At 60.7% G+C, this 15,160-nt stretch carries 14 protein-coding genes and 1 pseudogene; 5 read left to right on the top strand and 10 right to left on the bottom strand.

Features of this window, described 5'->3' with window-relative positions; all coding sequences use genetic code 11:
- Window positions 1-84: 84 nt before the first annotated feature.
- The 7 genes from ABLE85_RS22515 to ABLE85_RS22485 all read right to left on the bottom strand — a co-directional run bounded on the left by ABLE85_RS22515 (window position 85) and on the right by ABLE85_RS22485 (window position 8,301).
- Entirely contained in the window at window positions 85-762 is a 678-nt protein-coding gene (locus tag ABLE85_RS22515) for a winged helix-turn-helix domain-containing protein (RefSeq protein ID WP_348794945.1), read from the bottom strand.
- Window positions 763-858: 96 nt separating this feature from the next.
- Entirely contained in the window at window positions 859-1,653 is a 795-nt protein-coding gene (locus ABLE85_RS22510; protein WP_348794944.1) for a hypothetical protein, read from the bottom strand.
- Between the two features lie 52 nt (window positions 1,654-1,705).
- Entirely contained in the window at window positions 1,706-1,969 is a 264-nt protein-coding gene (locus ABLE85_RS22505) for a hypothetical protein (RefSeq protein ID WP_348794943.1), read from the bottom strand.
- A 713-nt stretch (window positions 1,970-2,682) separates the two neighbouring features.
- Entirely contained in the window at window positions 2,683-4,086 is a 1,404-nt protein-coding gene (locus ABLE85_RS22500; RefSeq protein WP_348794942.1) for a cytosine permease, read from the bottom strand.
- A 5-nt stretch (window positions 4,087-4,091) separates the two neighbouring features.
- Window positions 4,092-4,262: a hypothetical protein gene (locus tag ABLE85_RS22495; RefSeq protein WP_348794941.1), complete on the bottom strand. Its 171-nt coding sequence runs from the start codon at window positions 4,260-4,262 to the stop codon at window positions 4,092-4,094.
- A gap of 59 nt (window positions 4,263-4,321) precedes the next feature.
- Window positions 4,322-6,775 carry an FAD-dependent oxidoreductase gene (locus ABLE85_RS22490; protein WP_348794940.1) on the bottom strand — a complete coding sequence of 818 codons (2,454 nt, stop codon included), beginning with the start codon at window positions 6,773-6,775 and terminating at the stop codon, window positions 4,322-4,324.
- Window positions 6,776-6,789: 14 nt separating this feature from the next.
- Complete coding sequence (locus ABLE85_RS22485; protein WP_348794939.1) at window positions 6,790-8,301, bottom strand: aldehyde dehydrogenase family protein; 1,512 nt, start codon at window positions 8,299-8,301, stop codon at window positions 6,790-6,792.
- Between the two features lie 166 nt (window positions 8,302-8,467).
- Here ABLE85_RS22485 and ABLE85_RS22480 point away from each other — a divergent pair, with 166 nt between their 5' ends.
- Window positions 8,468-9,067, top strand: a complete 600-nt coding sequence (locus ABLE85_RS22480; RefSeq protein ID WP_348794938.1) for a helix-turn-helix domain-containing protein — start codon at window positions 8,468-8,470, stop codon at window positions 9,065-9,067.
- Between the two features lie 577 nt (window positions 9,068-9,644).
- On the opposite strand, the gene ABLE85_RS22475 is transcribed toward ABLE85_RS22480, so the two are convergent.
- On the bottom strand, window positions 9,645-10,175 hold the full coding sequence (locus tag ABLE85_RS22475) for a dihydrofolate reductase family protein (RefSeq protein ID WP_348794937.1): 531 nt from the start codon (window positions 10,173-10,175) through the stop codon (window positions 9,645-9,647).
- 276 nt (window positions 10,176-10,451) lie between these two features.
- On the opposite strand from ABLE85_RS22475, the pseudogene ABLE85_RS22470 reads away from it, so the two are divergent.
- The 3 genes and pseudogenes from ABLE85_RS22470 to ABLE85_RS22460 form a co-directional block, all read left to right on the top strand.
- A pseudogene (locus ABLE85_RS22470) lies at window positions 10,452-10,607 on the top strand (OST-HTH/LOTUS domain-containing protein); the annotation flags it as partial.
- 89 nt (window positions 10,608-10,696) lie between these two features.
- Window positions 10,697-11,323: a DUF938 domain-containing protein gene (locus tag ABLE85_RS22465; RefSeq protein WP_348794936.1), complete on the top strand. Its 627-nt coding sequence runs from the start codon at window positions 10,697-10,699 to the stop codon at window positions 11,321-11,323.
- A 76-nt stretch (window positions 11,324-11,399) separates the two neighbouring features.
- On the top strand, window positions 11,400-12,434 hold the full coding sequence (locus ABLE85_RS22460; RefSeq protein ID WP_348794935.1) for an NADP-dependent oxidoreductase: 1,035 nt from the start codon (window positions 11,400-11,402) through the stop codon (window positions 12,432-12,434).
- A gap of 303 nt (window positions 12,435-12,737) precedes the next feature.
- On the opposite strand, the gene ABLE85_RS22455 is transcribed toward ABLE85_RS22460, so the two are convergent.
- Together ABLE85_RS22455 and ABLE85_RS22450 are read right to left on the bottom strand one after the other, a co-directional pair.
- The gene (locus tag ABLE85_RS22455; RefSeq protein ID WP_348794934.1) at window positions 12,738-13,745 is read right to left on the bottom strand and encodes an Ldh family oxidoreductase; all 1,008 of its coding nucleotides are present in this window, start codon (window positions 13,743-13,745) and stop codon (window positions 12,738-12,740) included.
- Between the two features lie 101 nt (window positions 13,746-13,846).
- Complete coding sequence (locus ABLE85_RS22450) at window positions 13,847-14,290, bottom strand: SRPBCC family protein (protein WP_348794933.1); 444 nt, start codon at window positions 14,288-14,290, stop codon at window positions 13,847-13,849.
- A gap of 216 nt (window positions 14,291-14,506) precedes the next feature.
- Here ABLE85_RS22450 and greA point away from each other — a divergent pair, with 216 nt between their 5' ends.
- Complete coding sequence (gene greA, locus ABLE85_RS22445; protein ID WP_348794964.1) at window positions 14,507-14,989, top strand: transcription elongation factor GreA; 483 nt, start codon at window positions 14,507-14,509, stop codon at window positions 14,987-14,989.
- Window positions 14,990-15,160 lie beyond the last annotated feature (171 nt).

Genomic DNA, 15,160 nt, shown 5'->3' with positions numbered 1-15,160 from the left:
GCGATGAAGCCGGTGGACAGGAATGCGAAGACGAACAGGCTGCCGAATGCCACCGCAAGGCGGAACGGCGTGCTGCGGAACAGGCTAACGCGGCGCATGCAGGCTGTAGCCGGTGTTCCGGAGCGTGTGGAGAAGCTGCGCTTCGAATGGCTTGTCGATCTTGGCCCGAAGCCGGCTGATGTGTGTCTCGACCACGCTGGTCTTCGGATCGAAATGCAAATCCCACACGCGCTCCAAAAGCATGGTGCGCGTCAGCACGCGCCCTTCGTTGCGCATCAGGATTTCCAGAAGCCTGAATTCGCGAGGTTGCAGATCGATCGGCTGGCCCTGCCGCGTCACCAGTCGCTTCACCAGGTCCAGCTCAAGGTCGGCCACCTGCAAGACGGTCTTCTGGTCTTGCACCGGAGGCCGGCGAGCCAGGGCATGGACGCGCGCCAGCAGTTCGGAGAACGCGAAGGGCTTGACCAGGTAGTCGTCGCCTCCGGCCTCGAGCCCCTCGACCCGATCGTCGACGCCACCGATCGAGGTCAGGAACAGAACGGGGACCTTCACATTTGCAGCGCGCAGCGCCTTGACCATCGACAGGCCATCGAGGCCCGGGATCATCCGGTCCACCACCAGCACGTCGTAGGGCGAGCGCGTTGCCTGGAAAAGCGCATCGCGGCCGTCCACGATGACGTCGCAGGTATGCCCGGCTTCCGAAAAGCCTTTGACCGCGTAATCAGCCGTTTTCTTGTCGTCTTCCACGACGAGGATGCGCATGCACTCCGCCTCTCAGCCCCACCAGGCAAGTCGTTGGCGATAGATATCACTTCATTCGCACAACGGCGACATCTTCGAGCCTGAGCGACAAATACCTCAATCAGGTGCGGCCTCGCTAACGCTGAGGTCAATCTGCTCGCGCGGCTGCATCAGCGTCATATAACCGATCAGCAGGGCAATACCGGCGAGAAAGATGAAGCTTGTCACCGTCGTGCCGAGACCGAGGCCGCCGTGCTGGCCCGGCTGGGAGAAGAAGTCGCCCAGCGAAGCCCCCACCGGGCGTGTCAGGATATAGGCGAGCCAGAAGCTCAGGATGCTGTTGAGACCGAGCAGATAATAGCCGAGGGCAATGACGCCGATAACGCCGCCAAACAAGAGGCCCGTTGCCAGGTACCCGAGCTTGAAGCCCTCGGCAACGAGGTCGCCAGCAGCGGTGCCGAGGGCGAAGGTGAACAGCACCGCCAGCCAGTAGAAGAGCTCGCGCCGCGTCGTGAAGATCGTATGGATCGAAAGCGTTCTCTCGACGAGATACCAGAGCGCGAATGTGGCGGCCAAGGCAAAGCTGAAGGCGATGGTCGTCGTCTCAAGGCTGACGCCGAAGTTGTCGACCAGATTGTCGGTCACCAACGTGCCAACGACGCTGATCAGGACCACGGTGACCCAGTAGACCCAGGGGATGTACTTCCTCTGAGCAAATTGCAGGACAAGCGCTGCAATCAGCACACCGCTCAAAATCCATGACGTCGTGGAGAGACCCAGCTCCAGGTCCAGGTTCATATAGTCGGCGGCGGTTTCCCCCACCGTCACCGCAAGCAGCTTTATCAGCCAGAAATCGAAAGTGACCTCGGGTACCTTGTTCTGCATAGGCGCGCGGTTTGCCAGCGTCGTCATGGATGGTCTCCTCGAAGACGGGGATATCTCGGATGAATTGTTTGGGGGACGCCTACTTGGCGAGCGCTTTCAATGCCTGGGCAAAGAGCTCGTCGGCGCCGGCATCGTCGTCAGCCTTGCAGCGCTCGAGACCCTGAGATCTCAGATCGTTGGCTTTGGCCTTGTCGGCGTCACCAACCTTGGTGGCCTCGAGAGCCGCATTGACGTCCTTGAGCATCTTTTCGCACGGCACCGGATTTTCCGCGGCACTGGCGATTGCAGGAAGAACGTTGATCGCAGCGACAAGTGAAAGGGCAGCGAGGGAAAGTGCGTTCATGGCAGGTTTATCCCGTTGGTGTCGGAAAAATGGGTCTTGTCACGGCCAGAGAGCGCCGTCGCACAAAGCTCTAAAGCCCAAAGGTCAACTCCGCCTGTCCGGCAGCTTACGGTTTGGTAAGGAACGACGATCGCCAAGCCCTGACCGCCTGGCTCCTGAAACCTTTCGAAAGCGTATGACAGCGGCGAACCAAGGGTAAGATCGTGATGTCATGTTGCACGAAGCGGGGCGGGCCGCCGTGCAAGGAGACATCTCATGCCCTCAACACTGCCAATTAGAGTTTCGGCCCTTCCCTTGCTGACACCATGCATGAGAAGCGACCGTTCCAGAGAAAACGCTAGGGCCTCCCTTTTTCAGTTGCGATGCTGCTCGCGCAGGAGTTCCGATCAAGACACCATCAGGCCAACGTCTGATTGGGGGCCGTTTCCCGCCTGTCCGCTTTCGGAAACAATGCGCGCAGAGCTGCCGTTCGCAGTATGAGGTGTGGACGTCAATCCTTCGCGTTCAGATGGATTCCGGTCAAACGAATCTTCAACCCCTGCCGGCTCGCAGAGGCGCCAGAAGCAACTCTTCAAACCGGCAACCAGTGTTGGCCGATTTCAGGGCTATAATTTGCGCAACGGAAATAACCCGCTGGCCAAACTTGAAACGAGCCCGCCCGATCGACGGCGATGTAGAGGGCTACCAGCAATGACCACCGGCAGCCCTTCCCTTTACCGGTACCCCCCCTTGCCTGAGCGGCGCACGAACAGTGCGGTGATCAGTGCGTAGACCACCCCGGCAACAACAGCGGTTGGCAGCGACGCGGTTAGATAGTCGTAGGGCCAACGACTGTCATAGCTGATCGGGTTTAGGAGGTAGAGATAGGTCAGGAACCCGGCAACCATCGCGACGAGCGAGGCCGGATTGAACCCGCCCCAAAAGCGGTAGGCGCTTTGCGGTCCGCTTTCAATCAGCCCCCGCAGGTCGATTCTGCGCTTCCTCAAGAAATAGTAGTCTGCAATCTGGATGCCGCAGAGTGGCGCAAAGCCCAGCCCGATGAAGGCCAGAAACGTTCCGAAGTTGGCGAAGAACAGTTCCGGGATGAACAATCCGACGATCCCGACCGGCGCAATGGAGATCAACAGCAGTGCCGGCCAACGAAGGTTTTGAAGCGCCGGGAAATGCCGCAGCCCGATCGACGAAGAGTAGACGCCGGCAACCGCAGTACCAAGATTGGCAGCAGCCACGAACAGCAGAGCGATCACGCCGTAGACCGGGCCGCCGACCGTCCGCATCCATTCGGCAGGGTCCGAAATCTGGAGAACCAGGATCCCTGCGATTCCGATTGCGGAGAGGAGCGGTACCGGTGCGCCCATGCCGACCATGATTGGCAACGCCGCCTTGCGCCCATTCGGGGCCATTCGCACCATCGCGCCGATATAGGGCCACCAGGACAACAGCGAAACGATGCCGATCTCGACCCCCGTGGTATAGTTCCACAGCGGCTGTTCGGAGGCATAGGCCGGGATTGCCGCCTGAAGATCGTCCCAGCGCTCGGTCAGCAGGATGTAGAGCATCCAGAAGCCGACGAAGACGTGCGCCACGAGGATCTTGGCTACCCTGTCGACGCCGGACGAACCTTTGAGCAGGAAGAGGAACACGAGCGCCAAAGCCAGCAGCACGGTCGCTGACACGAGTAAGCTGCCTGAGCCGTCGGTGACAAAACCAAGCGCGAGCAGAAGCTGCTTAGTCGATTTGGCGAAAAAGATCAGCAGAAGCGAGTTCCAGCCGACGATGGAGACGAACTGCATGGCCGCAGGAATGACCCAGCCGCGCGAGCCGAACTGGGGTTTCGACGAGGCGATGGAATCCACACCGAACCGGATGCTGACCGGCACGGCCGCCAGCGCCACAATCAACATGCCGATCATGCTGCCAGCGAAAAGCGTGAAGAAGCCTTCGCGGAAGTTCAGGTAATAGCCGACATACTCGCCGATGATGTAACACCAGGTCGCGGCGGCAGCCGTGGCCAGCGAGATGCCCAGCTTCCATGAGCCCCAGGTGCGTTCGCCGGGCAGCAGGGGCCAGGCGCTTTTGTCCGCCTCGATCAGGACGGCTTCGGTCGTGCTGCTCATCGCCGTCACCTCGCCAGCCAGAGCGCGATGATCGGCAGCACGATCCCCAGCCCGATCAGGGCAAGCCAGGCCGCGCCGTCATAGTCGTCGCCTTGATTCTGCTCGCTCTCAAGCAGAGCTATCCGTTTTTCCAGTTCCGGATGGAGCCTTTCCTGCGCCATTTCCTTCCCTCCCATTGGTCTCTCGTTTTCTTTGCTCCCGGTTCACGCGCACCCCAGGAGACAGGTGCAAACCGTCAGCCGCGCAGCCGTTCACCCTTCGGGTCATACCAAGGTCGCAGTTGCAGCCGGACTGGGTAGCGCTTCCAGGCGATTTCGACCTCCCAGCGACCGGTTTCGAGCCACTCGGCCTCGAAGCCACCGGGCCGGACGACATAGCCCATGCCAAGCGAGGCGCCGATCCTGTGGCCGTAGGCGCCCGAGGTGACGGAGCCGACGATCTCGCCGTCCCGCAGGATCGGCTCGTTGTGGTAGAGATGCGGGGGAATGCCGTCGGTCTCGGTCCGAAGTTGCACCAGCCGCCGCTCCGGCCCGGCCTCACGCTGGCGAAGCAGCGCCTCGCGCCCGATGAAACCGCCTGGCTTGTCGAAAGCCACGGCAAAGCCGAGGCCCGCCTGCAAGGGTGTATCTTCCTCGCCGATGTCGTGGCCCCAATGGCGGTAGCCTTTTTCCATTCGGAGGGAGTTGATGGCGAAATAGCCGCCCATCTTCAGGCTCAGCCCCTCACCCGCCTCGACCAGTTTCTCAAAGACATGGCCCGCGAATTCGGAGGGCATGTAGAGCTCCCAGCCGAGTTCGCCAACGTAGGTCAGGCGGCTGGCTCGGACACGGGCATAGCCGAGGTCGATCTCGCGGCTGGTGCCGAAGGGAAAGGCTGCGTCCGACAGGTCCGCGGGCGTTAGCTTCTCCAGCAGCGCGCGCGATTTCGGCCCCATCAGAGCCAGCATCGGCATGCCAGAGGTCACATCCTGCACGAAGACATGGGCATCGCCGGGCATTCGTCGCTTCAACCAGGCCATGTCGCGGCGCTGAGACACGGCGATGGTGACCACGAGGAACGAGCTTTCCGACAGCCGCGTGACCGTCACATCCGCCTCGATCCCGCCAACCTCATTCAGCCACTGAGTATAGACGACGCGGCCCGGCGGAACGTCGACCTCATTGGCGCAGATGCGATTCAGGACGCGCGTAGCATCGCGCCCTTCGACCAGATATTTGATGAAGCAGCTGTGGTCGAATAACGTCACGTTCTCTGCCGTGTTGCGGCATTCCTCGCCACAGGCGTCGAACCAGGTCTGCCGGCCATAGGAATAGCCTATGCTGGGCATTGTGCCCGGCGCGCCGAAGAACCCGGGGCGCTCCCAGCCCGCCGCCTCGGTCATGAAGGCACCCATCGCGACCAGCCGGTCGTGGAAAGGGCTGCGGCGCACTCCCCGCGCTGTCTCGAACTGGCGGTTCGGCCAGTGCATGTCGAAGAGAAGGCCCAACGTCTCGGTCGTGCGGTCTTCCAGATATTTCCGGTTGGACTGGAAGACCTGCATCCGCCGCACGTCCACATCCATCAGCTCCATCGGCGGACGGCGGTCGCGGATCCAGTCCGCCAGCGCCTTGCCGACCCCGCCCGATGAAAGGATGCCGATGGAGTTGAAGCCCGTCGCGCAGAACAGACCTGGCACCTCTGGCGTCTCGCCCAGCAGGTAGCGGTCATCAGGCGTGAAGCTCTCGGGGCCGTTGAAGAACAGCTGGATACCGGTACGTTCCAGAAGCGGCACACGCTGGGTGGCCATTTCGAGATAGGGCGCAATGTGCTCGACATCTTCGGGCAGCGTGCCGAAGCAGAAATCCTCGGGGATGCCCTTCTGGCCCCATGGCTTGGCGTTCGGCTCGAAGAAGCCGACGAGCAGCTTGCCTGCGTCTTCCTTGTAATAAGTCCACTCGTCGCCCAGGAAGAGCACCGGCAGGTTGCGCGGCAGCCCCTCGACGGGCTCGGTGACGATGTAGAAATGCTCAGCAGCATGGAGGGGAATGGTGACGCCGGCCTCGGCCGCCAGATCGCGCGACCACATCCCGCCGCACAGGACGACAGTGTTCGCGCGGATCGGCCCCTTGTCGGTCATCACCCCGGCGGCCTTGCCGTTCTCGACCAGGATTTTCGTGACACCCGTGTTCTCGAATATCCGCGCCCCGCGCATCCGCGCGCCGCGGACATAGGCCTGCGTCACATCGGCGGGGTTCACCTGTCCGTCATGGGGAAACCAGAAGCCGCCGACGATGCCGTCGGTGTTGATCGGCGCCCAGCGTTCCTTGATTTCTCCTGGTGTCACCGGCTCCACCGGCAGGCCGAAATTCCGGCCCATCGAGGCGCCGCGGGCCAATTCCTCGTAGCGAGCTGGCGTGTTAGCAACGCGCAGCGAGCCGTTCCGCTTGAACCCTGTCGCCTGCCCCGTCTCGGCTTCCAGTTCACCGAACAGTTCGCCCGTGTACTTGGCAAGCTCCGTCATGCGACGCGTGGCGCGCAGCTGGGTCACAAGCCCCGCTGCATGCCAGGTGGTGCCGCTGGTCAGTTGCTTGCGCTCGCAGAGTACCACATCGGTGATGCCGATCTTGGTCAGGTGATAGGCGACCGAGCAGCCGGCCACCCCTCCGCCGACGATCACCACCTCGGCCCGATCCGGGAATTCCGTCGCCATCATCCCCCCTTACCTCAGCGCGTACCCGGATAGCTTTCCTCGCGGGCATAGGGGAACCACCAGAAGTCCTGTTTGCTGGCGCCCGGGTCGATCATCACGAACTTCGTGTTCTGGAACTGGCTCAGCCCCTCAGGCCCAAGCTGCCGCCCGTTCCCCGAGAGCTTCCGTCCTCCGAAAGGCAGCGCGTCATTGTCGAGCAGCGGTGCGTTGATCCAGAGGATGCCCGACTGAACCTCTCGCACTGCCCGGAAGGTCTCGTCAGTATCGCGACTATAAAGGTTGGCGCCCAGGCCGAAATCGGAACGGTTGGCCAGTTCGATCGCCTCGTCGAAGCTTGTCACCCGGCAGATCGGCGCGACCGGGCCAAAGGATTCCTCTTGCAGGATCGACATCTCGGGCGTGACTTCCGTCAGCACCGTCGGCTCCACGAACCAGCCCTTGTTCAGGCTAGCCGGACGGCCGCCGCCCGTCGCGACCTTTGCCCCCTGTTTGCGGGCATTGGCCATCAGCGCCTCGAACCGCTCGCGCTGGCGGTGGGTGGCCATCGGTCCCATGTCGACCTCCTGCAGCCCGTTGCCAATGCGCAGCTTCTTCGCCTCCTGCACCAGAAGGTCGACGAACTCATCATGCACCGCCTCGTGCACATAGAACCGCTCGGCCGAGGTACAGACCTGCCCGCAGTTGAGATAGGCCGCGAAGGCCGCCCCCCGCGCCGCGACGTCGAGCGGGGCCGAGGGCATGACGATGAACGGGTCGTTGCCCGAAGCCTCGATCAGGCAAGGCTTGAAGGTTTCCGCACAGGTCCGTGCCACAGCCTGCCCCACAGAAACGGAACCGGTATAGGCCACGCCATGCGTATTGCGGCTGGCAATCAGCCGCTGCGCCACCCGCGGACCACCGGTCACGCACTGCATCAGCCCCGCCGGCAGCGCGCGGAACAGCTCCATGAATTTCAGCGTGGTGATGCTGGTTTGCTCATGCGGTTTCACAATCACCGCATTGCCCGCGGCCAGCGCGGCCGCCGCCTCCCAGCAGAGCAGAACGAGCGGATAGTTGAACGGCAGGATGATGACGACGGTGCCGAGCGGCTCCTTCACCGCGAAATGGAACTGGCCAGGGACCGTCGTGCCCGCGATGCGGCCGGCCTCATGCCGCGCGACTTCGGCATAGTAGTCCATTGCGGTCGCGCACCACGACACTTCGTCGAGGGCCTCCTTGTAGGGCTTGCCCTCTTCGCGTGTCAGGTATTCGGCATAAAGCGCCTTGTCGCGCCGCATCACGGCGGCAATTTCGTGCATCACCACGGCGCGGCTGCGCATGTCGATCGCATTCCAGCCTTTCCCGGCGACCAGCGCCGCCTCGATCGCAGCATCCACCTCGGCATCGGTCGCGTCCGCGATTTCGGCGATCCGGTCCTCGGTGGCCGGGTCGATCACGTCGAGCCGCTCGCTGGCGGCGCTCGCCACGAACTCGCCGCCGAGGAAAAGCTTGCCCGAAAGCTTGCTGAAGGTTTCAATGGCGCTCATGGGCCCCTCCCCTGTATGTTTGATTTTTTTGCAAACATGTCATGAAATCTTGAACAGTCAAGCGCCATATTCTCGCGCTTGACATTGACGCGCTCGGCAGCCTTGCGCATATCGCGCTCGACACCATTTCCGCCGTTGCGGCGTTGCATGCAGGAGAGTGACAGGGATGGGGCAGAAACCGATTTCGGCAAAGGATGAGGCGAGCACTCGCGACCCGAGCGACCTCGACCTTGGCGCGAGATTGCGCGCGGTGCGCAAACGTGCGGGTCTGTCGCAGCGGGAACTGGCAAAGCGAGCGGGCGTCACGAACTCGACCATCTCGATGATCGAGCAGGAGGCGCATTCGCCGTCGCTCGCTTCGCTACACCGGATTCTCTCGGCCGTGCCGATCTCGATGGCCGATTTCTTTGCCCTGCCCTCGTCACAGCAGAACGTGCTGTTCTACGACCGTGACGATCTGGCGGTGGTGGCGCGCGGCGAGGCCGACCTGCGGGTGCTGGCCGCCGAGCGACGAGACAAGAGCCTTCAGATGTTCATCGAACGCTACCAGCCGGGCGCGGGAACCGGCGACGAGCCCATCGCCCATGACGGCGAGACGGCAGCGGTCGTGCTGACGGGAACGGTCGAGGTCACGGTCGGCGACGTGACGCGTGTGCTGCGGCGCGGCGGCGGCTATCAGCTGATCGGGCGTCAACCCTACACCCTGCGCAATATCGGCCGCACGGTCGCAGTCGTCGCCTGCGCCTGTACGCCACCAATGCTCTGACGGGCCAGCATCGTCAGAAAGCGCTGCTTCCTGGTAACCTCGCTGATCCGCATGGACATATCAACGAGGTCAGGGGAGCACGCGCGCATCTCACGACTCCGCTGCAGCGGTCCGGATTTGCTCATCTTACGGTGGAAGCCGGACCCAATGCAGACAATTAACTTGGCCCTGCTCAACTACCGCTCAGAATCAGCTCCTCACCTTACGCGCAAGGACTCGATCATAGATCCGCACTTGGGTGAAGGATTCGAACGCGCCAGGAGCCGACCTCTCGAGTGCCATCTGTGAATGAGGTGTCTGGGTAGAACCTTGCCGTTTGCGCCGGCCACCTCAGCGGCTTGATCGACTGTCAGCAATGAGGCCGACGCAGAACTTTCAGCATCACGTCAAAAAGCCATCCGCACGATATGGCGAAATCAGCCCAAATGGCCGCTATGGGGCGCATTGGTGACTGGCGGTTTGGGGGCCGACATCTGCCGTTCCGCTTTCGAAACACATTCGGCTGAAGCGGACATTCGGCAAGCGACCTCAAAGCGGATTTGCCGCGTCGGCGCGATCCGTCGGGCTAGTTGCGTGATTAGGCAGGAACGTACGACAACCTAATCACGTTCGCGTCCATGCGCTCGCTGGCTCCAAGGCGCAGCGGCGGCCGAGCGCCTGCGAAGAACGGCTTGCCGGAACCGAGCACGACAGGGTGCAAGTAGATGCGATACTCATCAATAAGACCGAGGTCCGTCATGCTTCGCGCCAAGTCCGGGCCAGCAACGTCAATCTCTCCATCAAGCTCAGCCTTGAGCCCGCGTATCACCCCCGCGACGTCATTCTCGACGAGCGTGGCATTGGGGCCGACCGACTTCAATGAACGCGACACGACCCGTTTCGGCTGGCCTCGCCACGCCGCCGCAAATTCGCGTTCTTCCGCGCCCCACTCGGCACGGTCATCGTCCCTATACCGCATCACCTCGTACATTCGGCGGCCGTACACGCTGCCGGCCAGGCCGCCAACCTGTTCAATGAAGTGACGAAAGAGCGTGGGGCTTGGCGCGAACGCCATGTGGTCGACATAGCCGTCCAACGACTGGTTCATGCCAAAGACGAGCTTCGCCATATGAAAATCTCCATCCCAGGTGCTTCAGAATAGCTTGAGCCGCCATTACGTGTAAGTGAGGTGGGGGCACAAACCGCGCGCCGCTTTGTGATCGGTCTGACGAATAACCAGAGGTCCGCTAACCACTACCTGTCGACATTTCGGGCCCAGACTACTGATCCAGAAACTGTCGCCCTAATCTACGACAGATAGGCTGTTCAATTGCTAACTCGAAAGCGAACAACATCAATGTCTGCTGCAGCGCCGGTGGCGGGATCGAAGGCTCTGACGCCCATTTTCGACCCGCGCACCTTCGGCTCACGCAAATTGAGCGACCTCGTGCGAAAGACGAACGAGTTCCAAGTCGACCATCCCGAAGGCGGGACAATGCGCATCCGGGTAAAAGCAACGCCTTCCGGGGAATCACGGTCCAAGGCGCGGCGACCGACCTGATCCCTGCAGACTTCTTCCCGTTATGGACGACCATTTTTTTTGGGCACCGACATTCTTCTCGGGCATCAGCAAATGGAGCAAAGCGAAAAATGCGAAACGAAGAACTCGACCTTTTTCCTGATAAACGCCTGGTCAGTCCCTCGGCGGAACGCAACAAAGGCCCTATCGCCGACATTCTGAAACGCGTCTTGCCCGATCATGGCAGGGTGCTCGAAATCAGCAGCGGGACAGGGCAACATGTCGTCCATTTTGCCCGCGAGATGCCGGACCTGATATGGCAGCCCAGTGAACGCGACGAGCCGTCCCTCCAATCGATCAAACAATGGATGGCGGCAGAGGCGCTGCCGAATATCCTCCCCCCACTGCGGCTCGACGTGACCGAACTGCCGTGGCGGGCAGGACCTGCGACAGCGATTATTTGCCTGAACATGATTCACATCGCGCCATGGTCTGCCGCGGAAGGGCTCATTCGTGGAGCGGAAATTGCCCTTAGCCAAGGTGACATCCTTTTTCTTTATGGCCCGTATCGGCGGAACGGCGTGCCGACGTCACCGAGCAACGAGGCTTTCGACGGGCAGTTGCGTGCGCGCAATCCGGAATGGGGCTTGCGCAATGTGGAGGATGTCGCCCGCTGCGCTATATTGCATAGCTTCGGACCGCCTGAAATCCGTGAGATGCCCGCGAACAATCTGTCCGTCATCTTTCGGAAGCAATGAAGGCGAACTGAAGCCTGCTTGTTTCCTCAACAGATGTCCGCCGCATTCCTCAAACCGCGCATTGAAAGCAATTCCCATGCCACAAACCGACAGGACAAATCGCCAACTGATACTGGCAGAGCGACCGAAGGGCGAGCCCGACGCGAATACGCTGAGGTTGGTCGAGAGCCACATTCCTGTGCCTTCTGCAGGGCAGATGCTGTTGCGCACCGAATACCTCTCGCTTGATCCCTACATGCGGGGTCGGATGAGCGATGCGCCGTCTTATGCTGCCCCCGTCGAAATCGGCGGCGTGATGGTTGGCGGTACGGTCGCGCGGGTTGTTACCTCGCATGTCGAGCGCTTTGCGCAAGGCGATTGGGTACTCAGCTTCAATGGCTGGCAAGACTATGCTCTTTCGGATGGCAAGGGGGTGACCAACCTTGGCCAGTCGCCGGCACACCCCTCCTGGGCGCTTGGCATCCTGGGCATGCCTGGATTCACGGCCTGGGCAGGCCTGAAGCAGATCGGTGCGCCCAAGCCCGGTGAGACAATCGCCGTGGCTGCGGCAACCGGTCCAGTCGGTGCGACAGTTGGGCAGATCGGCAAGCTCTTGGGCTGTCGTGTGGTCGGCATTGCTGGCGGGCCCGAGAAATGTGCCTATGCTGTGAACGAACTGGGATTTGATGCATGCATCGACCACAAAGCCTCGAATTTTGCCGAACAACTCACCAAGGCTAGCCCCGACGGCGTCGACATCTATTTCGAGAATGTCGGCGGCAAGGTACTGGACGCGGTCATCCCGCTTCTGAACCCGAATGCGCGCGTACCTGTGTGCGGCCTGGTATCGCAATACAACGCGACCGAACTACCCGCAGGGCCAGATCGAATGAACTGGCTAATGGGCCAGATCCTGCGCAAGAAGATCAGGATGCAGGGTTTCATCATTTTTGACACATTCGGCCATCTTTACCCTGAGTTCGCCGAAGAAATAGGCGGCTGGGTCGCGAGCGGCAAGATCAAATATCGCGAAGAGATCATTGATGGTCTGGAAAACGCGCCGGAAGCTTTCATCGGCCTTCTCAAAGGCGAAAACTTCGGCAAGCGCGTCATCCGCGTCGGTCGGAATTGAAGGAAACGCGTTAAAATCCTGGTGATGCCGGCATCTAATGACCCGTTGCGCGATGCCGCAAGGAAGACAGTGTCTGGCGGAAGCAATTTACGCTCTCTGATATCGAGAGAAATGGGGCGGACAACCCCGGCTAACACCAGAAGCCGCCTTTCGGGCGAGAGTTATAGAATGACCCCAACGGGCTCTTAAGATGCGCACATTGGATCGATGTGAGAATTACTGCGGGAAAGATCTCTAAGTGAGTAGCGTGTCTTGTCCACGCACCACAAGACTTAACGCCCGATCAGCTTCTTAGCGGACCAGTCAACGAATACGATCTAATAGCTCGCTCGAAACCGCAATACCCTCCCGGGCGCTCACCTCCCGCATCCGGTAGCGCCGGTCACCCGGTAGGCGCGCACCCTGATCGGAGAATCCGGCAAATAGGGATTCGGCGTTATCGTTGGCATCCGCACCGCCGATGATGTCGGGCGAAAAGGCTAGCAGCAGTTCACCATGACACGGAGCGGCATTGGCACCCTGATCGAAGTCCTGCGATAAGCGGCTTGTACGATCTCCGATCAGAGGACCGGCCATCAGTTCAATCAAGGTCGCGATGGCTGAGCCTTTGTGACCGCCGAACGGAAGCATCGCACCTGCCAGGACTTCGGCCGGATCCGTCGTGCGCTCGCCTCGCGCATTCACGCCCCAGTTATCTGGAATTTCCTCGCCGGAGTTGCGATGCATGGCGATATCGGCACGGGAGGCGGCAGAGGTCGCAAAGTCGAAGACATAGGGCGGCTTGTCTTTTCGCGGCCAGGCGAAGGCGAGTGGATTGGTGCCCAGCAATCCTTTTGTCCCGCCTGCGGGCGCGACCCAGGCATGGGTGGGATTCATCGAGAGGGCGACAAGTCCAGCCTCGGCAATTCGCTCGATCAGCGGCCACAAGGCGGTCGAATGAAAACCATTTTTGACGGCAAGCAGACCTATGCCGATTTGCTTGGTTTTTTCAACCAATGCCTCGATGCCCCTCTCGGCCGCCAGACATGAAAAACCGTATTGTGCATCGATCCGCACAGCAGCCGCAGAAACGCTTTCGGGAGCGGGATCTGCCTGCTTGTTGAACCGGGGATGGCTCATCGTGTCCAGCGTTCCCGGCAACCGTTGCAGACCGTGAGACCAGCTTCCATCGCGCTGAGCAATGACCAGGATTCGCGCTAAGGAATGAGACTGCGGTATATTCAGACCATGCGAAAGCAGAAAGTCTGTCGTCAGTGCCATAAGGTCGCTTTCCGACAGCCTGACATCAGGTTCAATTTTTTTCCTGTCCATGAGGGGATTTTCCTGTCGTGAAGTCGCGGATGCGGGCATGCGGCTTTGGGAATTTAGCTCGCGAACATGGACGTAGCCTCTCGACCAAATCCGCGAGCGTTTTACTCTCTGATTTCGGGTTCGACGAGTTTCGCGAGCTTGCGCAGGGATTCCTGCCAACCCAGGTAGCAGGCTTCGCGCGGTATGACGTCGGGAATGCCCCGCTGCTCGATGTTCAGCTCAGTGCCCACCGATACGGCTTTCAGGGTCACGGTAACCGTCATCTCGCCCGGTAGGTTGGGGTCGTCAAAGCTGTCGGTGTAAACGAGCCGCTCGCCGGGAACGACGTCGACATATGTACCGCCGAATGAATGGCTGCCGCCGGTGGTGAAGTTGCGGAACGACATTTTGTGCCTGCCGCCGACCTTGGCATCCAGTTCGTGGACCGTACAGAGAAATCCGTAGGGAGGGAGCCAGCTTGCAATCGCGTCCGGTTCGATGAAGGCCCTGAAGACTTTTTCGGGCTGGGTGGCGAGAACCCTGTGCAGTTGGACGGTGCTGGGCAATGTCATGTCCTTTCTTGATGAATTGTTCGGACCGGGCGTCATATGCCTAGGACGAGCGAGCAGCGAGTTTGCCGACAATGGGTCGCAAAATTCAGCGACAGCACATTAAGGCCCGTTTGAGTCGCTGCCGTCGCCGTGTCGCAGACGCTGCGTTGTGACTTATTGTCGGTGGCAGGCTATCCCAATACTGGAGAACAGGATGAGAGGCATGATCAAGTGAGCGTAGCATTTGTCAAAGAGGAAAGCGCTGAGGCAGCATCGGAAACCATCCTGCCGGCGCGCCCGATCTCCGATCGAGTCAACCTCGTTACGGAGGCGGGCCTTAAGATGTTGCAGGTCGAATTGGCGCGCGCTCAGCAGGCTCTCGACGCTGCCAACTTGCAGGAAGACATCAACGAGAGGCGACGGCAGTCGGCGGTCCCGTTTAGGGATGTTAGCTATTATGCCGAGCGGATCCGAACGGCCCAGTTATACCCGGCGCCCACTTCTAACGACGTGGTCGGATTCGGCCATACCGTCACCTTCGAACGTGATGATGGACGGACCCAGACCTTCCAAATTGTCGGTGAAGACGAAGCGAATCCGTCTCAAGGATCCATCTCACATGGCTCACCAGTGGCCATCGCATTGATCGGCAAAACCGTTGGCGACGTTGTCCAACTGGGACCGCGCGAACTCAAGGTCTTGTCAATTTCTTGATTGGCAATCGAGGTCCCACCCGTAAAAAGTGACGGCAGTGGCGGGGCCGGGAGCGGACCGGCCGTTTCTGGCTCCAGATCTCGATAACCGGACATTCGGGTTGCGCAAGATCTGCTCTTACCTGGCTCTGAGCGACATTCTTGAACGCGCGCATGTCAAAGCACTCGGCAA

Origin of the sequence: Mesorhizobium sp. KR1-2, from assembly GCF_040045035.1 — a bacterium.
Classification (GTDB): domain Bacteria; phylum Pseudomonadota; class Alphaproteobacteria; order Rhizobiales; family Rhizobiaceae; genus Pseudaminobacter.
Note: the sequence above shows the minus strand (reverse complement) of the source record. Positions and strands in the feature narration are given on the sequence as shown.

Coding starts and splice junctions, on each gene's coding strand:
- ABLE85_RS22515 (WP_348794945.1), bottom strand. CDS start 762: ATGCGCATCCTCGTCGTGGAAGACGACAAGAAAACGGCTGATTACGCG.
- ABLE85_RS22510 (WP_348794944.1), bottom strand. CDS start 1,653: ATGACGACGCTGGCAAACCGCGCGCCTATGCAGAACAAGGTACCCGAG.
- ABLE85_RS22505 (WP_348794943.1), bottom strand. CDS start 1,969: ATGAACGCACTTTCCCTCGCTGCCCTTTCACTTGTCGCTGCGATCAAC.
- ABLE85_RS22500 (WP_348794942.1), bottom strand. CDS start 4,086: ATGAGCAGCACGACCGAAGCCGTCCTGATCGAGGCGGACAAAAGCGCC.
- ABLE85_RS22495 (WP_348794941.1), bottom strand. CDS start 4,262: ATGGGAGGGAAGGAAATGGCGCAGGAAAGGCTCCATCCGGAACTGGAA.
- ABLE85_RS22490 (WP_348794940.1), bottom strand. CDS start 6,775: ATGGCGACGGAATTCCCGGATCGGGCCGAGGTGGTGATCGTCGGCGGA.
- ABLE85_RS22485 (WP_348794939.1), bottom strand. CDS start 8,301: ATGAGCGCCATTGAAACCTTCAGCAAGCTTTCGGGCAAGCTTTTCCTC.
- ABLE85_RS22480 (WP_348794938.1), top strand. CDS start 8,468: ATGGGGCAGAAACCGATTTCGGCAAAGGATGAGGCGAGCACTCGCGAC.
- ABLE85_RS22475 (WP_348794937.1), bottom strand. CDS start 10,175: ATGGCGAAGCTCGTCTTTGGCATGAACCAGTCGTTGGACGGCTATGTC.
- ABLE85_RS22465 (WP_348794936.1), top strand. CDS start 10,697: ATGCGAAACGAAGAACTCGACCTTTTTCCTGATAAACGCCTGGTCAGT.
- ABLE85_RS22460 (WP_348794935.1), top strand. CDS start 11,400: ATGCCACAAACCGACAGGACAAATCGCCAACTGATACTGGCAGAGCGA.
- ABLE85_RS22455 (WP_348794934.1), bottom strand. CDS start 13,745: ATGGACAGGAAAAAAATTGAACCTGATGTCAGGCTGTCGGAAAGCGAC.